Here is a 22,971-nt window from a genome sequence, read left to right on the forward strand (position 1 = left end):
CGGGATCAGCCGCTGCGGCGGACCCCGCGCGACACCACGACGCGGCCGACCGCCCAGAACACGCCGAGCGTGGCCAGCGCGAGCACGGCGACCAGGGTGGCGCCGCCGACGACCTTCTCGTAGTCGCGCTGGTAGAGCCCGTCGACGATGTAGCGGCCGAGGCCGCCGAAGCTGACGTACGCGGCGATGGTGGCCGTCGAGACGATCTGGATGGCGGCCAGGCGCAGACCGCTGAGGATCAGCGGCAGCGCGACCGGGACCTCGACCCGGAACAGGACGCCGGCCTCGCCCATGCCCATGCCCCGCGCGGCGTCCACGGGGGCGGGGTCGACGGAGCGCATCGCCTCGTAGGTGGTGACGAGGATCGGCGGGATCGCCAGCACGACCAGCGGGATCATCACGGGTGCCGGACCCAGCCCGAACAGCACGAACATCAGCACCATCAGACCGAAGCTGGGCAGGGCGCGGCCCGCGGTGGCGATCAGGGCGAGCGTGTTGCCGCCGCGCCCGGTGTGGCCGGTCAGCAGGCCGACCGGCAGCCCGACGGCGGCGGCGATGCCGAGCGCCAGCAGCGAGTACTGGACATGCTCCAGCAGCCGTGTGGGAATGCCGTCGTAGCCCCGCCAGTGGGCGCTGTCGCTGAAGAAGGCGTTGATGAAGTTCAGTACGTTCACCGGGCGGCGTCCTTCAGGGCGTTCGTGCGCGGGGTCCTGCGGGTGTCGCGCGGCATCCAGGGCGTGACCATGATGCGCAGGCCGATCAGCGCGGCGTCGACGAGGACGGCGAGGACGGCCGTGCCGATCACGGACAGCCAGATCAGGCGCGGCTGGTGGTAGATCATGCCGCTGTTGAGCAGGTTGCCGAGGGCTCCCTGGTTGCCGATCAGCATGCCGACGCTGACCAGGGAGATGCTGGAGACCGAGGCCACCCGCAGCCCGGCGATGATCGCGGGCGCGGCGATCGGCAACTGCACCTGGACGTAGCGGCGTACGGGGCCGAAGCCCATGGCGGTGGCGGCGTCGATGGTCTCGCGCGGCACCGAGCGCACGCCGTCCACGATCGCCGGGACGAACACCACCAGGCTGTAGACGGCGAGCGGGATCATCACCGTGGTCTCGCTGAGGCCGGTGTAGTCGATGAGGACGACGAAGAAGGCGAGCGACGGGATCGCGTACAGCACGGTCGTCACCCACAGCACGGGCGGGTGCAACCAGCGCAGCCGCACGCACAGTTGCGCGACGGGCAGCGCCACGAGCAGTCCGGCCAGCACCGGGACCAGTGCCAGGCGCAGATGCAGCGCGACCAGGCCCCAGTAGGTGTGCTGGAGGTCGCTGGGCATGTCGAAGAAGGCGTTCATCGGGCGGCCTTCGCGGGGCCGGCCGGGGCGTCCTCGGCCGGTGTCGCGGCGTGCGCCCCGCGGATCGCCTCGGCGATGGTCTGCTGGGAGACGACCCCGGCCACCCGGCCCTCGCCGTCCACGGCGACGGCCCAGCCGGTGGGCGACAGGACGGCGCAGTCGAGCGCGGCCCGCAGCGAGTCCCGCCCGGCGACGAACGGCCGCCCGTGGGACAGCAGTCCGTCCCGCTCGATCCGCCCCGCGGTCAGGTCGCCCGGCGCGCTCCAGCCGAGCGGCCTGCCGTCCAGGTCGGTGACGAGGAGACAGGGGACGTCGGCCGAGCGGGCGGCGAGCTGCTCGGCGGTGGCGTCGAGGGCGACGATCGGCGTGGTGAGCAGCTCCAGTCCGGCGGACGGGAAGAAGGACAACCGCCGGATGCCCCGGTCGGCGCCGAGGAAGTCCTCGACGAACTCGTCGGCGGGGTGGGACAGCAGTTCGGCGGGCGGGGCGAACTGGGCGAGCCGGCCGCCGGTGCGCATCACGGCGACCATGCTGCCGAGCTTGACGGCCTCGTCGATGTCGTGGGTGACGAAGACGATGGTCTTGCCCAGCTCGTCCTGGATGCGCAGGAGTTCGTCCTGGAGGACCTTGCGGACGACCGGGTCGACGGCTGAGAACGGCTCGTCCATCAGCAGCACCGGCGGATCGGCGGCGAGCGCCCGGGCCACTCCGACGCGCTGCTGCTGTCCGCCGGAGAGCTGGTAGGGGTAGCGGCGGGCGAGGGCGGCGTCGAGGCCGACGCGCTCCATCAACTCCCGGGCGCGGGCACGGGCCTTGTCCTTGCCCCAGCCGAGCATGCGGGGCACGGTGGCGATGTTGTCGACGATCGTGCGGTGCTGGAAGAGGCCGGCGTTCTGGATGACGTAACCCATGGAGCGGCGCAGCGTGTTGACCGGCTGCTGGGTGATGTCGGTGCCGTCGAGCAGGATCCTGCCCTCGCTGGGCTCGACCATCCGGTTGATCATCCGCAGCGTGGTCGTCTTGCCACACCCCGAGGGTCCGACGAGGACGGTGATCGAACGGTCGGGTATCTCAAGTGACAGCCGGTCGACCGCCACCGTGCCGTCGGGATACCGCTTGGTGACTGAATCTATCCGTATCAAAACGCCGAACGCCCTTCGGGTGTGGCCGTCGCCGCCCGCTCGCGCCTGGTGGCGGGCCATTGCCGGGAGAGTCTAGACCCGTGGTGTTGCGAGAATCCGGCGACCCATGTCCGCTCCTTGTCAGCCCTCGGCCCCGCGACCGGCCGGCCCCGGCGTCCTCGTTCCGTGAGCGGACGGCCCTCCGCGGGAGGGCGGCGCGCGCGGTGAAGCGCGCTCAGGTGGCGAAAGCCACGCCCTCCACGTCGGGCTGCGGCCGGTGCCGCAGACGGGACGCGAGGACGGCCACGTCGTCCTCCGCGTGGCGGGCGTCGAGTTCGGCGATGACGGTGTCGAGGACCGCCTCCACGCCTTCCGAGGCGTCGAAGCGCAGCCTGGCCAGCCGGTTCAGGGACTCGTCGATGTCCTCGCCCCGGTGCTCGACGAGGCCGTCGGTGAACAGCAGCAGGGTCTCCGTGCCGTCCAGCCGGTAGGTCGCCGGCTCGTAGCCGCCCAGTCCGGTGCCGAGCGGCGGTCCGACGGGCACCGGCAGCAGCGAGGTGCCGCCGCTGCCGTCGATCACGGCGGGCGGCAGATGGCCGGCACTGGCCAGGGTGATCTGGCCGCGCACGGGATCGACGCGGGCGATCAGGCAGGTGGCGGGCCGGCGCTCGGCCTCGTTGGAGGCGAGGTCGTCGAGCTGGCGCAGTACGCGGTGCGGCGGGAGGTCGGCCGAGGCGATGTAGCGCAGGGCGGAGCGGTAGGCGGTCATGTCGACGGCCGCTTCGATGCCGTGGCCCATCACGTCACCGACCACGAGCAGGGTGCGCCCGAAGTGCAGCCGGACGGTCTCGCACCAGTCGCCGCCGACCAGGGCGCGCTGCCCCACCGGCAGATAGCGGATGGCGACGTCCAGGTTCGGGTGCGGGCGGCCTGGTTCGGCGAGGAGCGCGCGCTGGAGGTCGCCGACGATCCGGCTCATCCGGTCGTGCTCCCGGGCGTGCCGGATGTGGGACGCGGCCCGCTCGGCGAGCAGCGCCAGCATGTCCGCCTCCGACGGGACGAACGGCCCCGCGCCCCGCACGCACACCAGGACGCCGTAGCGGTCGTCGCCGGTGACGAGGGGCACGCACAGTGCGGAGCCGTTCCTTCCGCACGCGGTCCCGCCGTCCGTCCGGCGCGCCATCGCCGCGGGCCACCGCAGTTCGGGCAGCAGGGTGCGGTCGCCCTGGACCGCCTCGTACGCCGCCTCGCCGTCCTCCGTGAGGCGCCGCACGACGGCCGCGGTGCACGCGCCGTGCTCGGCCGCGACCTTGGTCAGTTCGGCGTAGGTGGTCTCCTCGTCGAGCGTCGTCCCGATCCCGGCGACGGTCGCCCGCAGCGTCGTCAGGCGCGACGACACGCCGGGTCCCGGAGCGGGCAGGTGCGTGCGACCGACGGAGCCGGCAGTCGGAGATTTTCGGAAGGATCCGAGCCATCGCGCCACACAGAACACCTTAAATGGGATGCAAAACGACACCGACCGCGCATCGGCCGCCCAGAACGACCGCCCGCCCGTCCGAAGCGGCCGGAGCGCCCGGAACGACCGGGGGCGCCCACCGTCGGCTTCCCCGGCACGCGCGCACTCCTTGGATACCCTTGCGCTTCCATGAGCTGGTTCGAATCCATCATCCTCGGTCTGGTCCAGGGACTGACCGAGTTCCTGCCGATCTCGTCGAGCGCACATCTGCGCCTGGTGGCCGCCTTCTCCGGCTGGCACGACCCCGGCGCCGCCTTCACGGCGATCACACAGATCGGCACGGAGACGGCGGTACTGATCTATTTCCGGTCGGACATCGCCCGCATCGTCACCGCCTGGTGCCGCTCGCTGACGGACCGCGCGTCGCGCCGGGACCCGGACGCCCGGCTGGGCTGGATGCTGATCATCGGCTCCGTCCCGATCGGCGTCCTCGGCGTCACGTTCAAGGACCAGATCGAGGGGCCGTTCCGCGATCTCCGGCTCACCGCGGCGATGCTCGTCGTCATGGGCGTGGTGCTCGGCGTCGCCGACCGCCTCGCCGCCCGCGCCGAACAGGAAGCCCAACAGGAGAACGCCGTACCCGCCGCCGTCCCCGGCACCCCCGACGGCCACGGCATCCCCCTCACCGGCGCCGGCACCCCGGTCGCCCTCAGCACTCCCACCGCACCCACCGCCCCCGTCACACCCACCGCTCCGGGCACTGACGTCACAACCGTGGCTCTCGGGAATCCCGCCGCACCCGCCACCCGCCCGGGCACGGGCGCCCCCGGCGCCCCTCGCGGCTCCGGCAAGACCCTTCAGGACCTCACCGTCAGGGACGGCCTGATCTACGGCCTGTGCCAGGCGCTGGCGCTGATCCCGGGCGTCTCCCGCTCCGGCGCCACCACCAGCGGCGGCCTGTTCATGGGCTATACCCGCGCGGCCGCCGCCCGCTACTGCTTCCTGCTCGCCATCCCGGCCGTCCTCGCCTCGGGACTGTTCGAGCTGCGGCACGCGACCGAGGGTGGCCACGTCAGCTGGGGACCCACGGCGCTGGCCACCCTCATCGCGTTCGCTGTGGGGTACGCGGTGATCGCCTGGTTCATGAGGTTCATCGAGACCAGGAGCTTCATGCCGTTCGTGCTCTACCGCATCGCGCTCGGTCTGGTGATCATCGCCCTGGTGACCTTCGGGGTGATCAGCCCGCACGCCGCCGAATCAGCCGGCTGAGACGTTCCGGCCCGGGGCCGGGCCGCCCCCCGGGAACCCGCGAAATCCGGGTCGGAGGTATTCCGAGGCCCTGTGCCATGTGACATATTACTGATGTGACCAAGTCGCTGACCTGCGATGTCGTGGTTGTGGGGGCCGGCATGGTGGGCGCCGCCTGCGCCTTCCACGCGGCCCGGGCCGGGCTGACGGTGACACTCGTCGACCGGGGCCCGCTGTCCGGCGGCACCACCGGGGCCGGGGAGGGCAACGTCCTCGTCTCCGACAAGGAGCCCGGCCCCGAGCTCGGGCTCGCGCTGCTGTCCGCCCGGTTGTGGGCGGAGCTCGCCGACGAGTTCGGCACGGCGATCGAGTACGAGCCCAAGGGCGGCGTGGTCGTCGCCTCGACGGCCGAGGGCCGCACCGCCCTGGAGACGTTCGCGGCCGCCCAGCGCGCCGCCGGTGTCGAAGCCGTCCCCGTCGGCGAGCGGCAACTCGGCGAGCTGGAGCCGCATCTGGCGCCGGGACTCCCGGGCGGCATGCACTATCCGCAGGACGCCCAGGTCATGCCCGCCCTCGCCGCCGTGCATCTCGCGGTGGCCTCCCGGGCGCGGCTGGAGACCGGCCGGACGGTGACCGGCGTGCTGCGCCGCCCGGACGGCGCCGTGCGCGGGGTGCGGACCGACCGGGGCGACATCCACGCGCCGGCCGTCGTCAACGCCGCCGGGACCTGGGGCGGCGAGGTCGCCGCGCTGGCGGGGGTCCGCCTGCCCGTCCTCCCGCGCCGGGGGTTCGTCCTGGTCACCGAGCCGCTGCCCCGCCTGGTGCGGCACAAGGTGTACGCCGCCGACTACGTGGCCGACGTGGCCGGCGACTCGGCGGCGCTGCAGACCTCGCCGGTCGTCGAGGGCACGGCGGCCGGACCGGTGCTGATCGGCGCGAGCCGCGAACGGGTCGGGTTCGACCGGTCCTTCTCCCTGCCGGTGGCACGGGAACTGGCGGCCGGGGCGGTCCGGCTGTTCCCGTTCCTCGGGCGGGTGCGGGCCGTGCGGGCGTACGCCGGCTTCCGCCCGTACCTCCCGGACCACCTGCCCGCCGTCGGCCCCGATCCGCGCGCTCCCGGGCTGCTGCACGCCTGCGGTCACGAGGGCGCGGGCATCGGGCTGGCGACGGGGACCGGGCATCTGCTCGCCCAGGTGCTCACCGGACGGACCCCGGAGCTGGACCTGGCACCCTTCCGCCCGGAGCGCTTCGAGGAGGAGGTCCCATGAGTGCCTTCGGAGGAAAGGCCCCGGAAGGCCGGAGAGGGGAACGCCCCATGGATCCACCGGAGTCGGCGGGCGCCCGGCCCGGCCCCGCCTTCACGCTCACCTTCGACGGCAGGGAGATCGACGCGCTGCCCGGACAGACGCTCGCCGCCGCGCTGTGGGCGGCCGGTGTCACCTCCTGGCGCGCCACGCGCGGTGCCGGACGGCCGCGCGGGGTGTTCTGCGGGATCGGGGTCTGCTTCGACTGCCTGGTGACCGTGGACGGCCGCCCCAACCAGCGCGCGTGCCTGGTCCCGGCGCGGCCGGGCGACGTGATCCGTACCCAGGACGGGACGGGACACGATGGCTGAGCCCGCCCGACTCGCCGTGATCGGCGCGGGCCCGGCGGGGCTCGCGGCGGCGCTCGCGGCCGCGGCGGGGGGCCTGCGGGTCACCCTCGTCGACTCGGCCCCCGACGCGGGCGGCCAGTTCTACCGGCAGCCCGCGGCCGGGCTCGGCGCGCGCCGGCTCCAGGCGCCGCACCACCGCCGGCGCACCTGGCGGCGGCTGCGCGAGGGCCTCGACCGGCTGCTCGGCACGGGCGACGTCACCCATCTGCCGGACCATCACGTCTGGTGCGTGGAGCGGCGCTCCGGTGGTCTGGCGGTGCACGCGCTGCTCGGGCCGTTCCAGGAGGAGGGCGTGACGGTGGAGGCCGACGCGGTCGTCCTCGCCACCGGAGGCTACGAGACGGTGCTGCCCTTCCCCGGCTGGACGCTGCCCGGCGTGGTCACCGCGGGCGGCGCGCAGGCCATGCTCAAGGGCGGGCTCGTACTGCCCGGACGCACCGTCGTGGTCGCCGGGACCGGGCCGCTGCTGCTGCCCGTGGCGACCGGGCTGGCAGCGGCGGGCGCGCGGGTCGCCGCGCTCGTCGAGTCCGCCGGCCCGGCCGGCCTCGTACGCCACTCCCGCGCACTGGCCGCACGGCCGGGCAAGCTCGCCGAGGGCGCCGGGCACGCGGCCCGGCTCCTGCGCCACCGGGTCCCCGTGCTGGCCCGCCACACGGTGGTTCAGGCGCACGGCGACCGGCGGCTGGACGCCGTGACGGTCGCCGCCCTCGACGCCGGGGGCCGGGTCCGGCCGGGCACCCACCGCCGTATCGCCTGCGACGCGCTCGCCGTCGGCCACGGCATGCTGCCGCACACCGATCTCGCCGCCGCCCTCGGCTGCCGCCTCGACGGGGTCGCCGTGCACGTGGACGACGAGCAGCGCACCGACGTGCCCGGTGTGTGGGCGGCGGGCGAGGCCACGGGCGTCGGCGGCGCCGACCTCGCGCTCGCCGAAGGGCGCATCGCCGGGCGTTCGGCCGCCGCGAGGCTGACCGGCCGCCGGCCCGACCCCCGGACGTGGGCGGCGGCGGCACGGAGCCGGACGGCGCTGCGCGCGTTCTCCGCCACGCTCGACGCGGTGTACGCCCCGCCGGCCCACTGGGCCGAGCAGGTCACCGACGAGACCCTGGTGTGCCGTTGCGAGGAGGTCCCGGCGTCCGCCGTACGGGCGGCGGTCGCCGGGCTGGGCGCCGGCGACGTGCGGACCGTGAAGCTGCTCACCCGGGCCGGGATGGGCTGGTGCCAGGGCCGGATGTGCGGGCCCGCGGTCGCCGCGCTCACCGGCTGCCCCCGGACCCCGGCCCGCACCCCCTTCGCCCGCCCGGTGCCCCTCGGGGTGCTCGCCGGGCGGAACACCCCGACGGAGACCGCACCGCCCCTCGACCCCCCGGACGGGAAGGACCCCCATGACGACTGACCGGCACCGCCCCTGGCACGGCGTCCTCGTCGCCACCGCGCTCCCGCTCACCGCCGATCTCCGCGTCGACCACGACGCGTTCGCCGAGCACTGCTCCTGGCTCGTCGCGAACGGCTGCGACGGCGTCGTACCGAACGGCTCGCTCGGCGAGTACCAGGTGCTCACCCCCGAGGAGCGCGCCAGGGTCGTCGAGACCGCCGTCGCCGCGGTCGGCGGCGAGCGGGTGATGCCCGGGGTCGCCGCCTACGGCGCGGCGGAGGCCCGGCGCTGGACCGAGCAGGCGGGCGAGGCGGGCTGCGGGGCGGTGATGCTGCTGCCGCCCAACGCCTACCGCGCCGACGAGCGTGCGGTGCTCGCCCACTACGCCGAGGTCGCCCGGGCGGGCCTGCCGGTGGTGGCGTACAACAACCCGGTCGACACCAAGGTCGACCTAGTTCCCGAACTGCTCGCGAGGCTGCACGGGGAAGGGCATGTGCAGGGCGTGAAGGAGTTCTCCGGTGACGTCCGGCGCGCCTACCGCATCGCCGAACTCGCCCCGGAGCTGGACCTGCTGATCGGCGCCGACGACGTCGCGCTGGAGCTGACGATCGCGGGCGCCAAGGGGTGGGTGGCCGGGTACCCGAACGCGCTGCCGAGGGCCTCGGCCGAGCTGTACCGGGCGGCGGTGTCGGGCGACCTGGAGACCGCGCTGCCGCTGTACCGGCAGCTGCATCCGCTGCTGCGCTGGGACTCGCGCGTCGAGTTCGTGCAGGCCATCAAGTTGTCGATGGACATCGCCGGACGGTACGGCGGCCCCTGCCGTCCCCCGCGGGTGCCGCTGGCGCCGGAGCAGGAGGCCGCCGTGCGGGCGGCGACGGAGAAGGCCCTCGCCGCGGGCCTCGGGTAAGCGAACTCGGCGGGAACGGGCCTCGGGCAAGCGGGCTTGGTGGAAACGAACCTCGGGCAAGCGGCCTCGGCGGAAACGGACCTCGGGCAAGCGGCCTCGGCGGAAACGGACCTCGGGCAAGCGGCCTCGGTGGAAACAAACCGCGGGCAAGCAGCCTCGGCGGAAACAGACCGCGGCGGAAACGGACCTTCGGACAAGGAGAACCGGCCATGCGCAGCAGACTCGTCCTGCACGCCGTCGACTCGCACACGGAGGGCATGCCCACCCGCGTGATCACCGGCGGCATCGGCACCGTACCCGGCGCGACCATGAACGAGCGGCGGCTGTACTTCCGTGAACACCGCGACGACATGCGGCAGTTGCTGATGAACGAGCCGCGCGGGCACGCCGCGATGAGCGGCGCGGTCCTCCAGCCGCCCACCCGCCCCGACTGCGACTGGGGCGTCGTCTTCATCGAGGTCTCCGGCTGTCTGCCGATGTGCGGGCACGGCACCATCGGCGTGGCGACCGTGCTCGTGGAGACCGGGATGGTCGAGGTCACCGAGCCGGTCACCACCATCCGTCTGGACACCCCCGCCGGTCTCGTGGTCGCCGAGGTGGCCGTCGAGGGCGGCGCGGCCAGGAACGTCACCCTGCGCAACGTGCCGTCCTTCGCCGTGGGCCTCGACCGCAAGGCCACCCTCGCCGACGGGCGCACGGTGACCTACGACCTGGCCTACGGCGGGAACTTCTACGCGATCCTGCCGCTGGCGGAGTTCGGCCTGCCGTTCGAGCGGGCCCGCAAGGACGACATCCTCACGGCGGGCCTGGCGCTCATGGATGCCGTCAACGCCGAGGCGGAGCCGGTCCACCCCGAGGACCCGTCGATCCACGGTCTGCACCATGTCCACCTGCTCGCCCCGGACGCCACCGCCCGGCACTCGCGGCACGCGATGGCGATCCACCCCGGCTGGTTCGACCGCTCCCCCTGCGGTACGGGCACCAGCGCGCGCATGGCGCAACTGCACGCCCGCGGTGAACTGCCGCTGCGCACCGAGTTCGTCAACGAGTCCTTCATCGGCACCCACTTCACGGGCCGCCTGCTCGGCACGACGGAGGTGGCCGGGCTCCCGGCGGTGCTGCCGAGCTTCACCGGGCGGGCGTGGATCACGGGCACGGCCCAGTACCTGCTGGATCCGGAGGACCCGTTCCCGGCCGGATTCGTGCTGTGAGGAAACATGTCAGGCACCACGTCGTACGGAAACCGAGGAGCCACCCCATGACGGCGCCGCCCCCCAGCCTCCCCGCGCTCGGCGGCCGAAGGAGCAGCTACCGCGAGCGGGTCGCCGACGCCCTGCGGGCCGCGCTCGTCGCCGGTGAGCTGCGCACCGGAGAGGTCTACTCGGCGCCCGCGCTCGCCGCCCGCTTCGGGGTCTCCGCGACGCCGGTGCGCGAGGCGATGCTGGATCTGGCCAAGGAGGGCCTGGTCGACACGGTCCCCAACAAGGGCTTCCGGGTCACCGCGGTCTCGGAGAGGCAGCTCGACGAGTACACACAGGTGCGTGCGCTGATCGAGATCCCCACCACGGCCCTGCTGGCCCGCACCGCGGACCCGGTGGCGCTGGCGGCGCTGCGACCGGTGGCCGAGGAGATCGTCACCGCCGCCGCGGCCGGCGACCTGATCGCCTACGTCGAGGCCGACCAGCGCTTCCATCTCGGGCTGCTGGCCCTCGCGGGCAACGAGCACCTCGTCGAGGTGGTCCGCGACCTGCGCCGCCGCGCCCGCCTCTACGGCCTGACCGCGCTGGCCGAACAGGGGCGCCTGCGGGCTTCGGCCGAGGAGCACCTGGAACTCCTCGACGCGCTCCTCGCCCGTGACGAGCGGTCGGTCCACGCCGTGATGACCCGCCATCTGAGCCATGTCCGGGGCCTGTGGGCGGCTCCTGACCCGGCGGCACACCGGCCGGCCGCCGTCGAGGACGGGGCGGACCCGGCCACGCCACCCGGGTGAACGGCGTCACACCGCCGCGTAGTACGGAATCCGTCACCTCATCAAGGCTCACCCGGAGAGTGCAAGGTCACAGCCGTGCCCTCTGCTGCTCCTTTGTTCAACTGGCCTAGCATCCGAGCATGACGGTCCTGCCCGACGACGGGCTTTCCCTGGCCGCCGAGTTCTCCGACGCTACCCGTGAGCAGTGGCAACGCCTTGTGGCGGGCGTACTGCGCAAGTCGGGCAAGGACGTCGAGGGCGCGGCCGCCGAGGACGCCCTGGCCACCACGCTGGAGGACGGACTCCGTGTCCGCCCGCTGTACACCGCCCGCGACTCCGCGCCCGAGCCCGGCCTCCCCGGATTCGCGCCCTTCGTACGCGGCGCCCGAGCCGAGGGGAACACCCTCGGCGGCTGGGACGTGCGGCAGCGGCACGCCACCGCCGAGGGCGGCTCGGTGCTGGCGGACCTGGAGAACGGCGTCACCTCCCTCTGGCTGGTGACCGGCGAAGGCGGCATCCCGGTGCCCTCGCTCGGCCCGGTCCTCGACGGCGTCTACCTCGACCTGGCGCCCGTCGTCCTCGACGCGGGACGCGATGTCGAGGACGCGGCGCGGGAGTTGCTGCGGCTGTACGAGGAGCGGGGCGTCGCCCCCGAGGCGGCGCGCGGCAACCTGGGCGCCGACCCGCTCGGATACGAGGCCCGTACGGGACAGACGTACGGCTTCCCGGTCGTGGCCGGACTCGCGCGGCGCTGCGCCGAGGAGTACCCGGGGCTGCGGGCGCTCACCGTGGACGCGCTGCCGTACCACGAGGCCGGCGGCTCGGCCGCGCAGGAACTGGGCTGCTCGCTGGCGACCGGTGTCACGTACCTGCGGGAGCTGACCGAGGCCGGTCTGAGTATCGAGCAGGCGTGCGGGCAGCTGGAGTTCCGGTACGCGGCCACCGCCGACCAGTTCCTGACGATCGCGAAGCTGCGCGCCGCGCGCAGGCTGTGGGCGCGGGTCGCCGAGGTGTGCGGCGGTCCGGGAGCCCAGACCCAGCACGTCGTGACCTCGCCGGTGATGATGACGCGTCGCGACCCGTGGGTGAACATGCTGCGCACCACGGTGGCCACGCTGGCGGCCGGCGTCGGGGGCGCCGACGCCGTGACCGTGCTGCCGTTCGACCACTCGCTCGGTCTGCCGGACGCGTTCGCACGCCGTGTCGCCCGCAACACCTCCACGATCCTGATCGAGGAGTCGCATCTGTCCCGGGTGATCGACCCGGCGGGCGGTTCCTGGTACGTGGAGCGGCTGACCGACGAACTCGCCCACGCGGGGTGGGAGTTCTTCCGCGACATCGAGCGCGGGGGCGGCCAGGCCGCCGCACTGCGCTCCGGGGCGGTCCGCGAGCGGCTGGCGGAGACCTGGGCCGCCCGGAGCGCGAAGCTCGCCAAGCGGCGTGAACCCGTCACCGGGGTCAGCGAGTTCCCGCACCTGGCCGAGAAGCCGGTGGTCCGCGAACCGGCCCCCGAACCGCCCGCCGGCGGCCTCCCGCGCGTGCGCCGCGACGACGCGTACGAGGCGCTGCGCTCCCGTTCCGACGCCCACCTCGCCGCGACGGGCTCCCGCCCCCGCGTCTACCTGGCCACCCTCGGCCCGGCCGTCGCCCACACCGCGCGCGCCACCTTCGCCGCGAACCTCTTCCAGGCGGGCGGCATCGAGCCCGTCACGGAGGGCACGTTCGAGGAGAGCGGGGCGAGCGAGGCCTGCCTCTGCTCCAGCGACGAGCTCTACGCCGAGCAGGCCGAGGCCCGCGCCCGGGAACTGACGGCGGCGGGCGCCACGCAGGTGTCCCTCGCCGGACGGCCGGGACAGTACGCGGGTGTCGGCAGTTTTGTCTTCGCGGGCTGCGACGCGATCGCCGTGCTCACCGCGACCCTCGACCGGATGGGAGTGTCCTGATGTCCTTCCCCGACTTCTCCGGGATCGAGCTGGGGACCCCGTCGGCCGACGGCGCCGCCGACGAGTGGCGCACGGCGGTGAAGAAGGCGGCGAGCGGTGACGACCTGCTCTGGGAGACCCCGGAGGGCATCGCCGTCAAGCCGCTCTACACCGGGCAGGACCTGGAGGGCCTGGACTTCCTGGACACCTACCCGGGCATCGCGCCGTATCTGCGCGGCCCGTACCCGACGATGTACGTCAACCAGCCCTGGACCATCCGTCAGTACGCGGGCTTCTCCACCGCCGAGGAGTCCAACGCCTTCTACCGGCGCAATCTGGCGGCCGGTCAGAAGGGCCTGTCCGTCGCCTTCGACCTGCCCACGCACCGCGGCTACGACAGCGACCACCCGCGCGTGACCGGTGACGTCGGCATGGCGGGCGTGGCGATCGACTCGATCTACGACATGCGCCGGCTCTTCGACGGCATCCCGCTGGACCGGATGACCGTGTCGATGACGATGAACGGCGCGGTGCTGCCGGTGCTGGCCCTCTACATCGTGGCCGCCGAGGAGCAGGGCGTACCGGCCGAGAAACTCGCGGGGACCATCCAGAACGACATCCTCAAGGAGTTCATGGTCCGCAACACCTACATCTATCCGCCGAAGCCGTCGATGCGGATCATCTCCGACATCTTCGCCTTCACCTCGCAGCGGATGCCCCGCTACAACTCCATCTCCATCTCCGGCTACCACATCCAGGAGGCGGGCGCGACGGCCGACCTGGAGCTGGCCTACACCCTCGCGGACGGCGTCGAGTACATCCGCGCGGGTCGTGAAGCGGGCCTGGACGTCGACGCGTTCGCACCGCGGCTGTCGTTCTTCTGGGCGATCGGGATGAACTTCTTCATGGAGGTCGCCAAGCTGCGCGCGGCCCGCCTGCTGTGGGCGAGGCTGGTGCGGCAGTTCGATCCGCAGAACAGCAAGTCCCTCTCCCTGCGCACGCATTCGCAGACCTCCGGCTGGTCGCTGACCGCCCAGGACGTGTTCAACAACGTCACGCGTACCTGCGTGGAGGCGATGGCCGCCACGCAGGGCCACACCCAGTCGCTGCACACCAACGCGCTCGACGAGGCCCTCGCGCTGCCCACCGACTTCTCGGCGCGCATCGCCCGCAACACGCAGCTGCTCATCCAGCAGGAGTCCGGCACCACCCGCGTCATCGACCCGTGGGGCGGCAGCGCCTACGTCGAGAAGCTGACGTACGACCTCGCGCGCCGCGCCTGGCAGCACATCCAGGAGGTCGAGCAGGCGGGCGGCATGGCGCAGGCCATCGACGCCGGCATCCCGAAGCTGCGCGTGGAGGAGGCGGCGGCCCGCACGCAGGCCCGCATCGACTCCGGCCGGCAGCCGGTGATCGGCGTCAACAAGTACCGGGTCGAGACCGACGAGCAGATCGAGGTGCTCAAGGTCGACAACTCCTCGGTGCGCGCCCAGCAGATCGAGAAACTGCGCCGACTGCGCGCGGAGCGTGACGAGAGGGCCTGCCGGGACGCGCTGGACGCGCTGACCCGCGCCGCGGGCGGCGACGGCAACCTGCTGGAGCTGGCCGTGCGCGCGGCCCGCGCCAAGGCGACCGTCGGCGAGATCTCGGACGCCCTGGAGAAGGTGTACGGGCGGCACGCGAGTCAGATCCGTACGATCTCCGGCGTGTACCGCAACGAAGCCGGCGAGTCCCCGACCATCGACCGCACCCGCGTCCTCGTCGACGCCTTCGCGCAGGCGGAGGGCCGCCGCCCGCGCATCCTGGTCGCCAAGATGGGCCAGGACGGCCACGACCGCGGCCAGAAGGTGATCTCCACCGCCTTCGCGGACCTCGGCTTCGACGTCGACGTCGGCCCGCTGTTCCAGACGCCCGCCGAGGTCGCCCGCCAGGCGGTCGAGGCGGACGTGCACGTCGTCGGGGTGTCCTCCCTGGCGGCCGGGCACCTCACCCTCGTACCGGCCCTGCGCGAGCAGCTGGCCGAGGAGGGCCGCGAGGACATCATGATCATCGTCGGCGGGGTGATCCCGCCGCAGGACGTGCCGACCCTGCTGGAGATGGGCGCCGCGGCCGTGTTCCCGCCCGGGACGGTGATCCCGGACGCGGCCCACGACCTGGTGGAGCGGCTGGCCGCCGGTCTCGGGCACGAACTGTGACCGACGTCGACGCGTATGTGAAGGGTGTGCTCGACGGGAAGCGGGCGGTCGTGGCACGCGCGATCACGCTCGTCGAGTCCACCCGCCCGCAGCACCGGGAGGCGGCCCAGCGGCTGCTGACCGAGCTGCTGCCGCACAGCGGGAAGGCGCGGCGGATCGGCGTCAGCGGGGTGCCGGGGGTCGGCAAGTCGACGTTCATCGACGCGTTCGGCACGATGCTCACCGGCCTCGGCCACCGGGTCGCCGTGCTCGCCGTCGACCCGTCGTCGAGCCGGACCGGCGGTTCCATCCTCGGCGACAAGACGCGGATGGAACGGCTGGCCGTGGACCCCGCGGCCTTCGTGCGCCCCTCCCCCACGGCGGGCACCCTCGGCGGCGTCACCAAGGCGACCCGGGAGTCGATCGTGGTGATGGAGGCGGCCGGCTACGACGTGGTGCTCGTCGAGACCGTCGGCGTGGGTCAGTCCGAGACCGCCGTCGCCGACATGGTCGACTCGTTCCTGCTGCTGACCCTCGCCCGCACCGGGGACCAGCTGCAGGGCATCAAGAAGGGCGTCCTGGAGCTGGCCGACGTGCTCGCCGTCAACAAGGCGGACGGCCCGCACGAGCGTGACGCCCGGTCGGCCGCCCGTGAGCTGTCGGGCGCCCTGCGGCTGATGCACGGCAAGGACGCCTTCTGGACACCGCCCGTACTGCACTGCAGCGCCCGCGAGTCGACCGGTCTGGACACCGTCTGGGAGCGCCTCGAAGCGCACCGCTCACTGCTGGGGACCACCGGCCGGCTGACCGCCAAACGCCGTGACCAGCAGGTCGACTGGACCTGGACGATGGTCCGTGACGAACTGCTGGACCGGCTGCACGCCCACCCGGCCGTACGCGCGCTCGCCCCGGACCTGGAGCGTCAGGTCCGCGACGGCGAGGTGACGGCGACCATGGCCGCGGAACGGCTCCTCGGGGCGTTCACGGAGAAGGACGACCGGCCGGCGGGCTGACCCGCTCAGGCCCCCGGGCCCTCCGGATCCGCCGGCGGCTCGGTGGGCGAGGGGGCGGGCGGGCCGAAGAGCACGGCCCTGGCCACGGGCGGGGCGAACAGGGTGGTGACGGGCGCGGACAGAGTCAGCACGGAGCGGAACGCGCGCCCCACGGAAGGGTCGCCGGGGGCTCGCTCCTGGACCCGGCCCAGGTACCAGCCGGCGACGCGGTCCGCGGGCCCGCCCGCCACCGCGTTGCCGACGGCGCCCGGCATCGCGCGGTCCGCCCCGGCGGAGATGTCCCACGCCTGCCGGGACGCCGCAAGGAGCGCCCGGTGCACGCGCCGCGTCGTGGGCGTCAGCCGCGGATCGGACAGCGCGTCGCGCAGGGCCACCGCACTCATCGCGGCGACGGCCATGCCCTGCCCGTAGATCGGGTTGAAGGTGCACAGGGCGTCGCCGGTCGCGAGGAATCCGGCCGGACGTCGTCCCGGCAGGTCGTAGCGGCGGCGGACGTTCGCGGTCCGCCGGTAGCCGAAGGCCGGGGAGAGCGGCTCGGCGTCGTCCAGCCACCGGTGCAGGAGGGGATGCGGAAGCCTCTTGGTGTACGTCACGAACTCGTGCTCCCCCGTGGGCGGTTCGTCGCCGCGCAGCCCCGAGACGATGACCAGGTGACTGCCGTCCTCCAGGGGCAGCGCACCGCCGGCGTGGACCTGGTCGGGCGCGGGATAGACGTAGTAGCCGAGGGTCTCGCCGTCGAGGACGCCGCTCTTGCCGCGGTAGACGCGGGAGGCGTAGGCGAGCCCGGTGTCGATGGTCTCCTCGGACGGGGCCTCGGCGCCGATCGCCGCGAGCCACTGCCCGGCCTTGGTGCCACTGCCGGACGCGTCGACGACGAGGTCCGCCTCCAGGGGCCGGGGCTCCGCGCGGGCGTCACCGGAGCGGTCCCGCAGCAGCACGCCGCCCACGCGCCGGGCGTCGCCGAGGAGCCCGACGGCCTCGGCCCCCTCCACCACGCTGATCACCGGATTGGCGAGAACCCGTCCCCGTACGAGCTCCTCCAGCTGCGCGCGGGACCCGGTGTAGATGTGAGTCGTCGCGGGCGAGCGGCGGAACCAGCGGCCGTCCTGCCACAGCACCAGGTCGGACGGCATGCCCACGCGCGGCGCCCCCGCCGCCCGCAGCTCCGCCAGGAAGCCCGGCAGCAGGGACTCCAGGGCCATCTGCCCTCCCTCCAGGAGGACATGCGGATGCCGCCCCTGCGGTACGCCGGGCCGGGCCTTCGCGCCGTCCGGGAACCGGTCGCGCTCGACGACGGTCACCCGGTCGGCGTGCCCGGCCAGGACGTGCGCCGCGAGCAGCCCCGCGAGGCTCCCGCCCACGACGACCGCGTGCCGCCCGCCCGGACCGCCGTCACGGCGCGTCCCTCCTGAAGAGTCCACCGATCCGCTCACCTGGTCTCCCGTCATGAGAAGACACCAGTATCGCGCCCGGCAGGGCGGCTTGACCGAGTTCCGGCCGTTTTACGATTACCCGCGAATCCCCCGCCGGCCCTCGTCCGGCGTCAGCCGAGGACGCCGCCCGGAACGTGACGATCCCGCCCGGCGTCATCCGGAGGATGGCCGAGCGGGATCGGGAATCGCCTACGGGAGCCCCGGCGTGACACCGGAGCGCGCCGGTCCGGCTACGGCTGTTCGTCGTCCGGAGCCAGCCGCAGCGAGATGCTGTTGATGCAGTACCGCTGGTCCGTCGGCGTGGCATACCCCTCGCCGTCGAACACGTGTCCGAGATGCGACCCGCAGCGCGCACAGAGCACCTCGGTGCGCACCATGCCGTGCGAGCGGTCCTGCACGAGCTGCACCGCGTCGCTGTCCTTGGGGTCGTAGAAGGACGGCCAGCCGCAGTGCGACTCGAACTTGGTGGTGGAGGTGAACAGCTCGGCATCGCAGGCGCGGCACGAGTACACGCCCTTGGTCTTGGTGTCGGTGTACTCACCGGTGAACGCTGGTTCCGTCGCGGCCTGGCGCAGCACGGCGTACTCGGCCGGCGTCAGTTCCACGCGCCACTGCTCGTCCGGCTTCTCGACGTCGTACGACATGGGTGTTTCAGCCCCTTACTTCGACAGGCGGTCCAAGATGCGCGGTCCGAGGTCGGTGACGTCGCCCGCGCCCATGGTGAGAACCAGATCGCCCCTACCGGACATTCCCGCCACCACCTCGGGCACCTCGTCCTTGTCGTGCACGGCCGTCACGACGGCGCCCGCGGCCCGGGCCGCCTCGATGATCAGCTCGCTGGTGACACCCGGGACCGGGTCCTCACGGGCCGGGTAGATGTCCAGCACCACGGAGGCGTCCGCGAGGGTCAGGGCCTGGCCCATCTCCTTGCCCAGCTCCTGCGTGCGCGAGAACAGGTGCGGCTGGAAGACCACCAGGATCCGCGCGTCGCCGGCCGCCGCCCGCATGGCCTCCAGGTCCGCGGTCATCTCGGTCGGGTGGTGCGCGTAGGAGTCGATCACCTGCACACCGGCGGCCTCGCCCTTCAGCTGCAGGCGTCGCTTCACCCCGGTGTAGGCGGCCAGCGCGGGCGCCAGCTCCGCCGCCGGGATGCCGAGGGCGACGCCGGCTACAAGGGCGGCGACCGCGTTGTGGGCGTAGTGCCGGCCGGGCACGGAGACCGCGAAGGTCAGCTCCCGGCCCTCCAGCAGGACGGTGACCTCGCTCTTCAGGCCCTGCGGCACGACCGACAGCACCCGTACGTCGGCGTCGTCCGCCGAGCCGTACGTCACGACGTTCACGCCCGATGCCGCGACCCGCCGGGTCAGCTCCCGCGCGCCCTCCTGGTCCGCGGAGACCACCAGCGTGCCGCCGGGCACGATCCGGCCGGCGAAGGTGTCGAAGGACTCGTGGATCTCGTCCATCGACGCGTAGTTGGCGTGGTGGTCGAGCTCGACGTTGAGCACGATCGCGACCTCGGGCGCGTACTTGTGGAAGCTGCGGTCGCTTTCGTCCGCCTCGGCGACGAAGATGTCGCCGTCGCCGTGCAGCGCGTTGGAGCCGGGCGCGTCCAGGTCCCCGCCGATCGCGTACGACGGCCGCAGCCCGAGCGCGGACAGGGAGACGGCCAGCATGGAGGTGGTCGTGGTCTTGCCGTGCGTTCCGGCGACGGCGATCGGCCGCAGGCCGTCCATCAGGGCCGCGAGCGCGTCGGACCGGTGCACCACCGGGACGCCCAGTTCGGCCGCGCGGGCCAGCTCCGGGTTGTCGGACCGGATCGCGGACGACACCACGACACAGCTGGCGTCGTCGGCGAGGTGTGCCGCCGCGTGCCCGATGTGCACGGTGGCGCCCAGTGCACGCAGCGCCGCGACGGTCTCGGACTCCTTGGCGTCGCTGCCGGCCACCTTGGCCCCCCGCTGCGCCAGAATCTTGGCGATACCGGACATTCCCGCCCCACCGATGCCGATGAAGTGCGGTCGGTCCATGGCGGCAGGAAGGCCGGGTGCCATGTGCGTTCTCCCAAGATCTGGAACGAGGTCGGCGCGCCCCGGCGGGGAGGCGCGGGCCCAGCCTATTCCGTCCGGCACGGGATGCCCCGCAAGGGGCGTCGGCCGCACGCCCGGGGCGCCGGGAACCGCGCGGGCCGGCCACGGCCGACCCGCGCGCCGGCCTCCGGGACAGCCGCCCTACGCCTTGCTGTGCGAGAACAGCTTCAGCACCGGCACCCCCACCTTGTGCCGGGCCCGGGAGGCCCAGTCACGGTGGAAGAACTCCTCCACGTAGTGGGGATCCGTCAGCACGATCACCTCGTCGGCCCCGACCTCCTCCACCACGCTCTTGAGCGCTTCCAGCGGATGGTCGTCGACGAACCGGCCCTCCGCCGAACTGCCGGAGGCTCTCAGCGCCTGCAGGGACACGTTCAGCGCCCGCTGACCCTCGCTCTTGGCCGCCTCGCCCTCCGGCGTCTCCCCTTCGCGCGCCGCCTCGTCGAGTTCCCCCAGCGCGAGGTCGTCGATGGCGCGCAGCAGCCGGTCCGCCTGTTCGCCGCGCGGCTGGAGCAGCACATGGAAGGTGACCGGTTCGTCCCCGTGCAGGGTGGTGACGAACTCCACGTCGGCGGACGTCAGGGCCTTCTCGATCATCAAAACGCTTGTGAACACCAGGCGCCCCTTCTCCTCGGAGAGCCGGTGGGCCCTCCGTCCTCCGTCGGCCTTGCGGCCCTGAGGAAACCATCCTGCCCCGTGATCGCACGGGTAGTGCGAGTCCTAGTGTGCCCGTCGAGAGTCAAGCGGAACGGAATGTTCCGCAGATCTCATGACCGACGGTAACGGGTGAAGAGAAAACCGGCCTCTTCCAGCAAGGACGCCAGTTCGAACCGCTGCGGGACCGCCACGGCGGGCCCTCCGGCGATCCGCTGCGCACCCCCGGCCGAGAGCATCGGGGAGACGGTCAGGCACAGCTCGTCGAGCACCCCCGCCGCCACCAGCTGCCCCAGCAGCCGCGGCCCGCCCTCGGTGAGCAGCCGGGTGTGGCCGAGCCCGGCGAGCGCCCGTACGGCCCGTGCGGGCTCCACGCTGGCGCCGTCCCCGGCGATCACCACCCGCGCGCCGGCCTTCCCGGCGGCGGCCACCCGGTCGGGGGCGGCCGCCGCGCCCGTGAGGATCAGCGTGGGCACCAGGGGCGAGGTGAACAGGGGCAGCGAGAAGTCGAGGTCCAGGCCCGCGCTGACGACCGCGATCGCGGGTACGGGCGCCTGCCCCGCCGCCTCGCGCGCCGCCGTGAACTCCGCACGCGCGCGTGCCGGGCGGTACCCCTCCTGGCGGACGGTCTCCGCACCGACCAGCACGACGTCCGCGAGCGCCCGCAGCGTGCCGAAGATCCGCATGTCGGTCGCGTTGGAGAGGGGCTGCGACTTCCCGTCGTGCTGGGCGGCTCCGTCGAGCGTGGAGACCATGTTGGCCCGCAGCCAGGCGACCGGCTCTCCCGGCTCGGCCCCCGGCTCGGGGTAGGCGTAGGCCCGCGCCAGCTCCGCGAGATCCCACTCGCGGTCGGCCCGGTCCGCTGTCGCGTCGGTCACAGGGTCGGTCACGGGAAAGAGGCGTCGCATGCGGTGCAGTGTTCCACGCGGACGGCGAACCGTCCGGGGCGCCAGGACGACCCTTTGGCGCCGCGTCGGCCGAGGTCCGCCCCGTCGCGACGCCCGGCGCGCCGCGAGGACGTTCCGGACCCCGCTCCTCACGGGCAAACCTTGGCTGACGCGGCACTAGCATGGGTAAGCGTGTCCTCCTCCCCCGCCGCCGGCCGAAGCCCGATAGCCGCCGAAGCCGCCCCCCTCTCCCTCTGCACGCGAGAGCCGCACGTCCCCGCGGACCGCCTGGTGGCCGAGATGGTGCCTCCGCCCCGCTTCGACTCGGTGCGCTTCAGCACATACGTCCCGGACCCGGACCGGCCGAGCCAGACCGAGGCGGTAGGGGTCCTGGAGGGCTTCGCGGCCGGCCTCGGCGCGGCGCCGGACTCCGGCAGGCGGGGATTCCTCGGTCTCGGCAGGAACAAGGCGCCGAAGGCCCCCGCCGGGCCCCGCGGTGTCTACCTCGACGGCGGCTACGGCGTGGGCAAGACCCACCTCCTCGCCTCCCTCTGGCACGCGACCCCCGCCGAACCCGCCCGCAAGGCGTTCGGCACGTTCGTGGAGCTGACCAACCTGGTCGGCGCCCTCGGCTTCCAGCAGACCGTCCGGACGCTCTCCGGCCACCGCCTGCTGTGCATCGACGAGTTCGAGCTGGACGACCCCGGCGACACCGTCCTCGTCTCCACCCTGCTCGGCAAGCTGGTCGACGCGGGCGTCGCGCTCGCCGCCACCTCGAACACCCTGCCGGGCAAGCTCGGTGAGGGCAGATTCGCGGCGGCCGACTTCCTGCGCGAGATCCAGGGCCTGTCCGCACACTTCCGCGCCGTGCGCATCGACGGCGAGGACTACCGCCACCGCGGCCTGCCGCAGGCGCCCGCACCCTTCACCGACGAGCAGGTGACCCGGGCGGCGCAGGCCACCGAGCGGGCCTCCCTCGACGCGTTCCCGCGGCTGCTCGACCACCTCGCCCGCGTCCACCCGAGCCGGTACGGCGCGCTGACGGACGGCCTCACGGCGGTATGTCTGACGGACGTGCGGCCCGTACCCGACCAGTCGACGGCGCTACGGCTCGTGGTGCTCGCGGACCGGCTCTACGACCGCGAAGTGCCCGTACTGGCCTCGGGGTTGCCCTTCGACCAGCTGTTCGGCGAGGAGATGCTGAAGGGCGGCTACCGCAAGAAGTACTTCCGGGCCATCTCGCGGCTCACGGCGCTGGCGCGGGACGCCCAGCGACTCACCGAGGGCCGGTGACGCCACGCCGTCGCGGGCGTCCGAGGGACGGATCACGCCAGCTCAACCTCATTTTTGAGGCTCTCTTCGGCTCGGAACGCCAAGTTGACCCTGCAAACAACTTTGCAGGGTTAATGTCTTTCTTGACCAGCTGTTGACCAACCGTTGGTGCGTGCTAGAGGTGTGACCGACCGGAGGGAGGCTCATGTTCCGAGGCAGGACGGTCCGGACCATGTTCACGGCCCCCGCGGCGGCCCTGTGGGCCCCTCCGCTCTTCGCTCCTTCCCCCGCGTTCGCAGCCGTGCACACGGCCCGTCAAGTCGAGGCCAAGGGTCGGCGCGGGGCGACGCGCTCCGGTGAGCGCATACGCGAGGGGGCCGCAGCCGACGCGGTTGTGCCCCGTGCCGCGTACGACCAGGTGTCGAGAGCCTCGACCGCCCGC

Annotated in this window: 20 protein-coding genes; 11 read left to right on the plus strand and 9 right to left on the minus strand. The window is 73.3% G+C overall.

What is annotated here, in order from left to right; all coding sequences use genetic code 11:
- Window positions 1-5: 5 nt before the first annotated feature.
- The 4 genes from ACWCPM_RS11360 to ACWCPM_RS11375 form a co-directional block, all read right to left on the minus strand.
- The gene (locus ACWCPM_RS11360) at window positions 6-674 is read right to left on the minus strand and encodes an ABC transporter permease (protein ID WP_450975900.1); all 669 of its coding nucleotides are present in this window, start codon (window positions 672-674) and stop codon (window positions 6-8) included.
- The gene (locus tag ACWCPM_RS11365) at window positions 671-1,357 is read right to left on the minus strand and encodes an ABC transporter permease (protein ID WP_450975901.1); all 687 of its coding nucleotides are present in this window, start codon (window positions 1,355-1,357) and stop codon (window positions 671-673) included. Before ACWCPM_RS11365 ends, ACWCPM_RS11360 begins: the two co-directional genes overlap by 4 nt.
- Window positions 1,354-2,499 (minus strand): ABC transporter ATP-binding protein, encoded by a 1,146-nt coding sequence (locus ACWCPM_RS11370; RefSeq protein WP_450975972.1) that lies wholly within the window; start codon window positions 2,497-2,499, stop codon window positions 1,354-1,356. Before ACWCPM_RS11370 ends, ACWCPM_RS11365 begins: the two co-directional genes overlap by 4 nt.
- Before the next feature lie 214 nt (window positions 2,500-2,713).
- Window positions 2,714-3,877: a PP2C family protein-serine/threonine phosphatase gene (locus ACWCPM_RS11375; RefSeq protein WP_450975902.1), complete on the minus strand. Its 1,164-nt coding sequence runs from the start codon at window positions 3,875-3,877 to the stop codon at window positions 2,714-2,716.
- A 246-nt stretch (window positions 3,878-4,123) separates the two neighbouring features.
- On the opposite strand from ACWCPM_RS11375, the gene ACWCPM_RS11380 reads away from it, so the two are divergent.
- From ACWCPM_RS11380 to meaB, 10 genes are all read left to right on the plus strand, one after another.
- Entirely contained in the window at window positions 4,124-5,203 is a 1,080-nt protein-coding gene (locus tag ACWCPM_RS11380; protein ID WP_450975903.1) for an undecaprenyl-diphosphate phosphatase, read from the plus strand.
- A 95-nt stretch (window positions 5,204-5,298) separates the two neighbouring features.
- The gene (locus ACWCPM_RS11385; RefSeq protein ID WP_450975904.1) at window positions 5,299-6,450 is read left to right on the plus strand and encodes an NAD(P)/FAD-dependent oxidoreductase; all 1,152 of its coding nucleotides are present in this window, start codon (window positions 5,299-5,301) and stop codon (window positions 6,448-6,450) included.
- A gap of 47 nt (window positions 6,451-6,497) precedes the next feature.
- The gene (locus ACWCPM_RS11390) at window positions 6,498-6,797 is read left to right on the plus strand and encodes a (2Fe-2S)-binding protein (protein WP_450975905.1); all 300 of its coding nucleotides are present in this window, start codon (window positions 6,498-6,500) and stop codon (window positions 6,795-6,797) included.
- Window positions 6,790-8,232, plus strand: a complete 1,443-nt coding sequence (locus ACWCPM_RS11395; protein WP_450975906.1) for an FAD-dependent oxidoreductase — start codon at window positions 6,790-6,792, stop codon at window positions 8,230-8,232. Before ACWCPM_RS11390 ends, ACWCPM_RS11395 begins: the two co-directional genes overlap by 8 nt.
- Window positions 8,222-9,118 (plus strand): dihydrodipicolinate synthase family protein, encoded by an 897-nt coding sequence (locus ACWCPM_RS11400; protein ID WP_450975907.1) that lies wholly within the window; start codon window positions 8,222-8,224, stop codon window positions 9,116-9,118. The genes ACWCPM_RS11395 and ACWCPM_RS11400 overlap by 11 nt, the downstream gene beginning before the upstream one ends.
- A 209-nt stretch (window positions 9,119-9,327) precedes the next feature.
- Window positions 9,328-10,329 (plus strand): proline racemase family protein, encoded by a 1,002-nt coding sequence (locus ACWCPM_RS11405; protein ID WP_450975908.1) that lies wholly within the window; start codon window positions 9,328-9,330, stop codon window positions 10,327-10,329.
- Between the two features lie 47 nt (window positions 10,330-10,376).
- The gene (locus tag ACWCPM_RS11410; protein ID WP_450975909.1) at window positions 10,377-11,108 is read left to right on the plus strand and encodes a GntR family transcriptional regulator; all 732 of its coding nucleotides are present in this window, start codon (window positions 10,377-10,379) and stop codon (window positions 11,106-11,108) included.
- A gap of 119 nt (window positions 11,109-11,227) precedes the next feature.
- Window positions 11,228-13,030 carry a methylmalonyl-CoA mutase family protein gene (locus ACWCPM_RS11415; protein ID WP_450975910.1) on the plus strand — a complete coding sequence of 601 codons (1,803 nt, stop codon included), beginning with the start codon at window positions 11,228-11,230 and terminating at the stop codon, window positions 13,028-13,030.
- Window positions 13,030-15,204, plus strand: a complete 2,175-nt coding sequence (scpA, locus tag ACWCPM_RS11420) for a methylmalonyl-CoA mutase (protein WP_450975911.1) — start codon at window positions 13,030-13,032, stop codon at window positions 15,202-15,204. The genes ACWCPM_RS11415 and scpA overlap by 1 nt, the downstream gene beginning before the upstream one ends.
- Complete coding sequence (gene meaB, locus ACWCPM_RS11425; protein ID WP_450975912.1) at window positions 15,201-16,196, plus strand: methylmalonyl Co-A mutase-associated GTPase MeaB; 996 nt, start codon at window positions 15,201-15,203, stop codon at window positions 16,194-16,196. The genes scpA and meaB overlap by 4 nt, the downstream gene beginning before the upstream one ends.
- 5 nt (window positions 16,197-16,201) lie before the next feature.
- Here meaB and ACWCPM_RS11430 read toward each other — a convergent pair whose 3' ends face one another.
- From ACWCPM_RS11430 to ACWCPM_RS11450, 5 genes are all read right to left on the minus strand, one after another.
- Window positions 16,202-17,557: an FAD-dependent oxidoreductase gene (locus ACWCPM_RS11430; protein WP_450975973.1), complete on the minus strand. Its 1,356-nt coding sequence runs from the start codon at window positions 17,555-17,557 to the stop codon at window positions 16,202-16,204.
- 302 nt (window positions 17,558-17,859) lie between these two features.
- Entirely contained in the window at window positions 17,860-18,273 is a 414-nt protein-coding gene (gene msrB / locus ACWCPM_RS11435) for a peptide-methionine (R)-S-oxide reductase MsrB (protein ID WP_450975913.1), read from the minus strand.
- 15 nt (window positions 18,274-18,288) lie between these two features.
- Window positions 18,289-19,680: a UDP-N-acetylmuramate--L-alanine ligase gene (murC, locus tag ACWCPM_RS11440; protein WP_450975914.1), complete on the minus strand. Its 1,392-nt coding sequence runs from the start codon at window positions 19,678-19,680 to the stop codon at window positions 18,289-18,291.
- A 177-nt stretch (window positions 19,681-19,857) separates the two neighbouring features.
- On the minus strand, window positions 19,858-20,331 hold the full coding sequence (locus ACWCPM_RS11445; RefSeq protein ID WP_450975915.1) for an indole-3-glycerol phosphate synthase: 474 nt from the start codon (window positions 20,329-20,331) through the stop codon (window positions 19,858-19,860).
- 152 nt (window positions 20,332-20,483) lie between these two features.
- Window positions 20,484-21,278 (minus strand): pyrimidine reductase family protein, encoded by a 795-nt coding sequence (locus ACWCPM_RS11450; protein ID WP_450975916.1) that lies wholly within the window; start codon window positions 21,276-21,278, stop codon window positions 20,484-20,486.
- 171 nt (window positions 21,279-21,449) lie between these two features.
- Here ACWCPM_RS11450 and zapE point away from each other — a divergent pair, with 171 nt between their 5' ends.
- The gene (zapE, locus tag ACWCPM_RS11455) at window positions 21,450-22,550 is read left to right on the plus strand and encodes a cell division protein ZapE (protein WP_450975917.1); all 1,101 of its coding nucleotides are present in this window, start codon (window positions 21,450-21,452) and stop codon (window positions 22,548-22,550) included.
- Window positions 22,551-22,971: the final 421 nt, after the last annotated feature.

This window comes from Streptomyces sp. NPDC002309 (assembly GCF_053593375.1).

What these genes read in the sequence shown, in the direction of transcription:
- ACWCPM_RS11410 (WP_450975909.1), top strand. Translation starts at nt 10,377, where the DNA reads ATGACGGCGCCGCCCCCCAGCCTCCCCGCGCTCGGCGGCCGAAGGAGC.
- ACWCPM_RS11390 (WP_450975905.1), top strand. Translation starts at nt 6,498, where the DNA reads ATGGATCCACCGGAGTCGGCGGGCGCCCGGCCCGGCCCCGCCTTCACG.
- ACWCPM_RS11380 (WP_450975903.1), top strand. Translation starts at nt 4,124, where the DNA reads ATGAGCTGGTTCGAATCCATCATCCTCGGTCTGGTCCAGGGACTGACC.
- ACWCPM_RS11450 (WP_450975916.1), bottom strand. Translation starts at nt 21,278, where the DNA reads ATGCGACGCCTCTTTCCCGTGACCGACCCTGTGACCGACGCGACAGCG.
- ACWCPM_RS11365 (WP_450975901.1), bottom strand. Translation starts at nt 1,357, where the DNA reads ATGAACGCCTTCTTCGACATGCCCAGCGACCTCCAGCACACCTACTGG.
- murC (WP_450975914.1), bottom strand. Translation starts at nt 19,680, where the DNA reads ATGGCACCCGGCCTTCCTGCCGCCATGGACCGACCGCACTTCATCGGC.
- ACWCPM_RS11395 (WP_450975906.1), top strand. Translation starts at nt 6,790, where the DNA reads ATGGCTGAGCCCGCCCGACTCGCCGTGATCGGCGCGGGCCCGGCGGGG.
- ACWCPM_RS11405 (WP_450975908.1), top strand. Translation starts at nt 9,328, where the DNA reads ATGCGCAGCAGACTCGTCCTGCACGCCGTCGACTCGCACACGGAGGGC.
- scpA (WP_450975911.1), top strand. Translation starts at nt 13,030, where the DNA reads ATGTCCTTCCCCGACTTCTCCGGGATCGAGCTGGGGACCCCGTCGGCC.
- ACWCPM_RS11400 (WP_450975907.1), top strand. Translation starts at nt 8,222, where the DNA reads ATGACGACTGACCGGCACCGCCCCTGGCACGGCGTCCTCGTCGCCACC.
- ACWCPM_RS11415 (WP_450975910.1), top strand. Translation starts at nt 11,228, where the DNA reads ATGACGGTCCTGCCCGACGACGGGCTTTCCCTGGCCGCCGAGTTCTCC.
- msrB (WP_450975913.1), bottom strand. Translation starts at nt 18,273, where the DNA reads ATGTCGTACGACGTCGAGAAGCCGGACGAGCAGTGGCGCGTGGAACTG.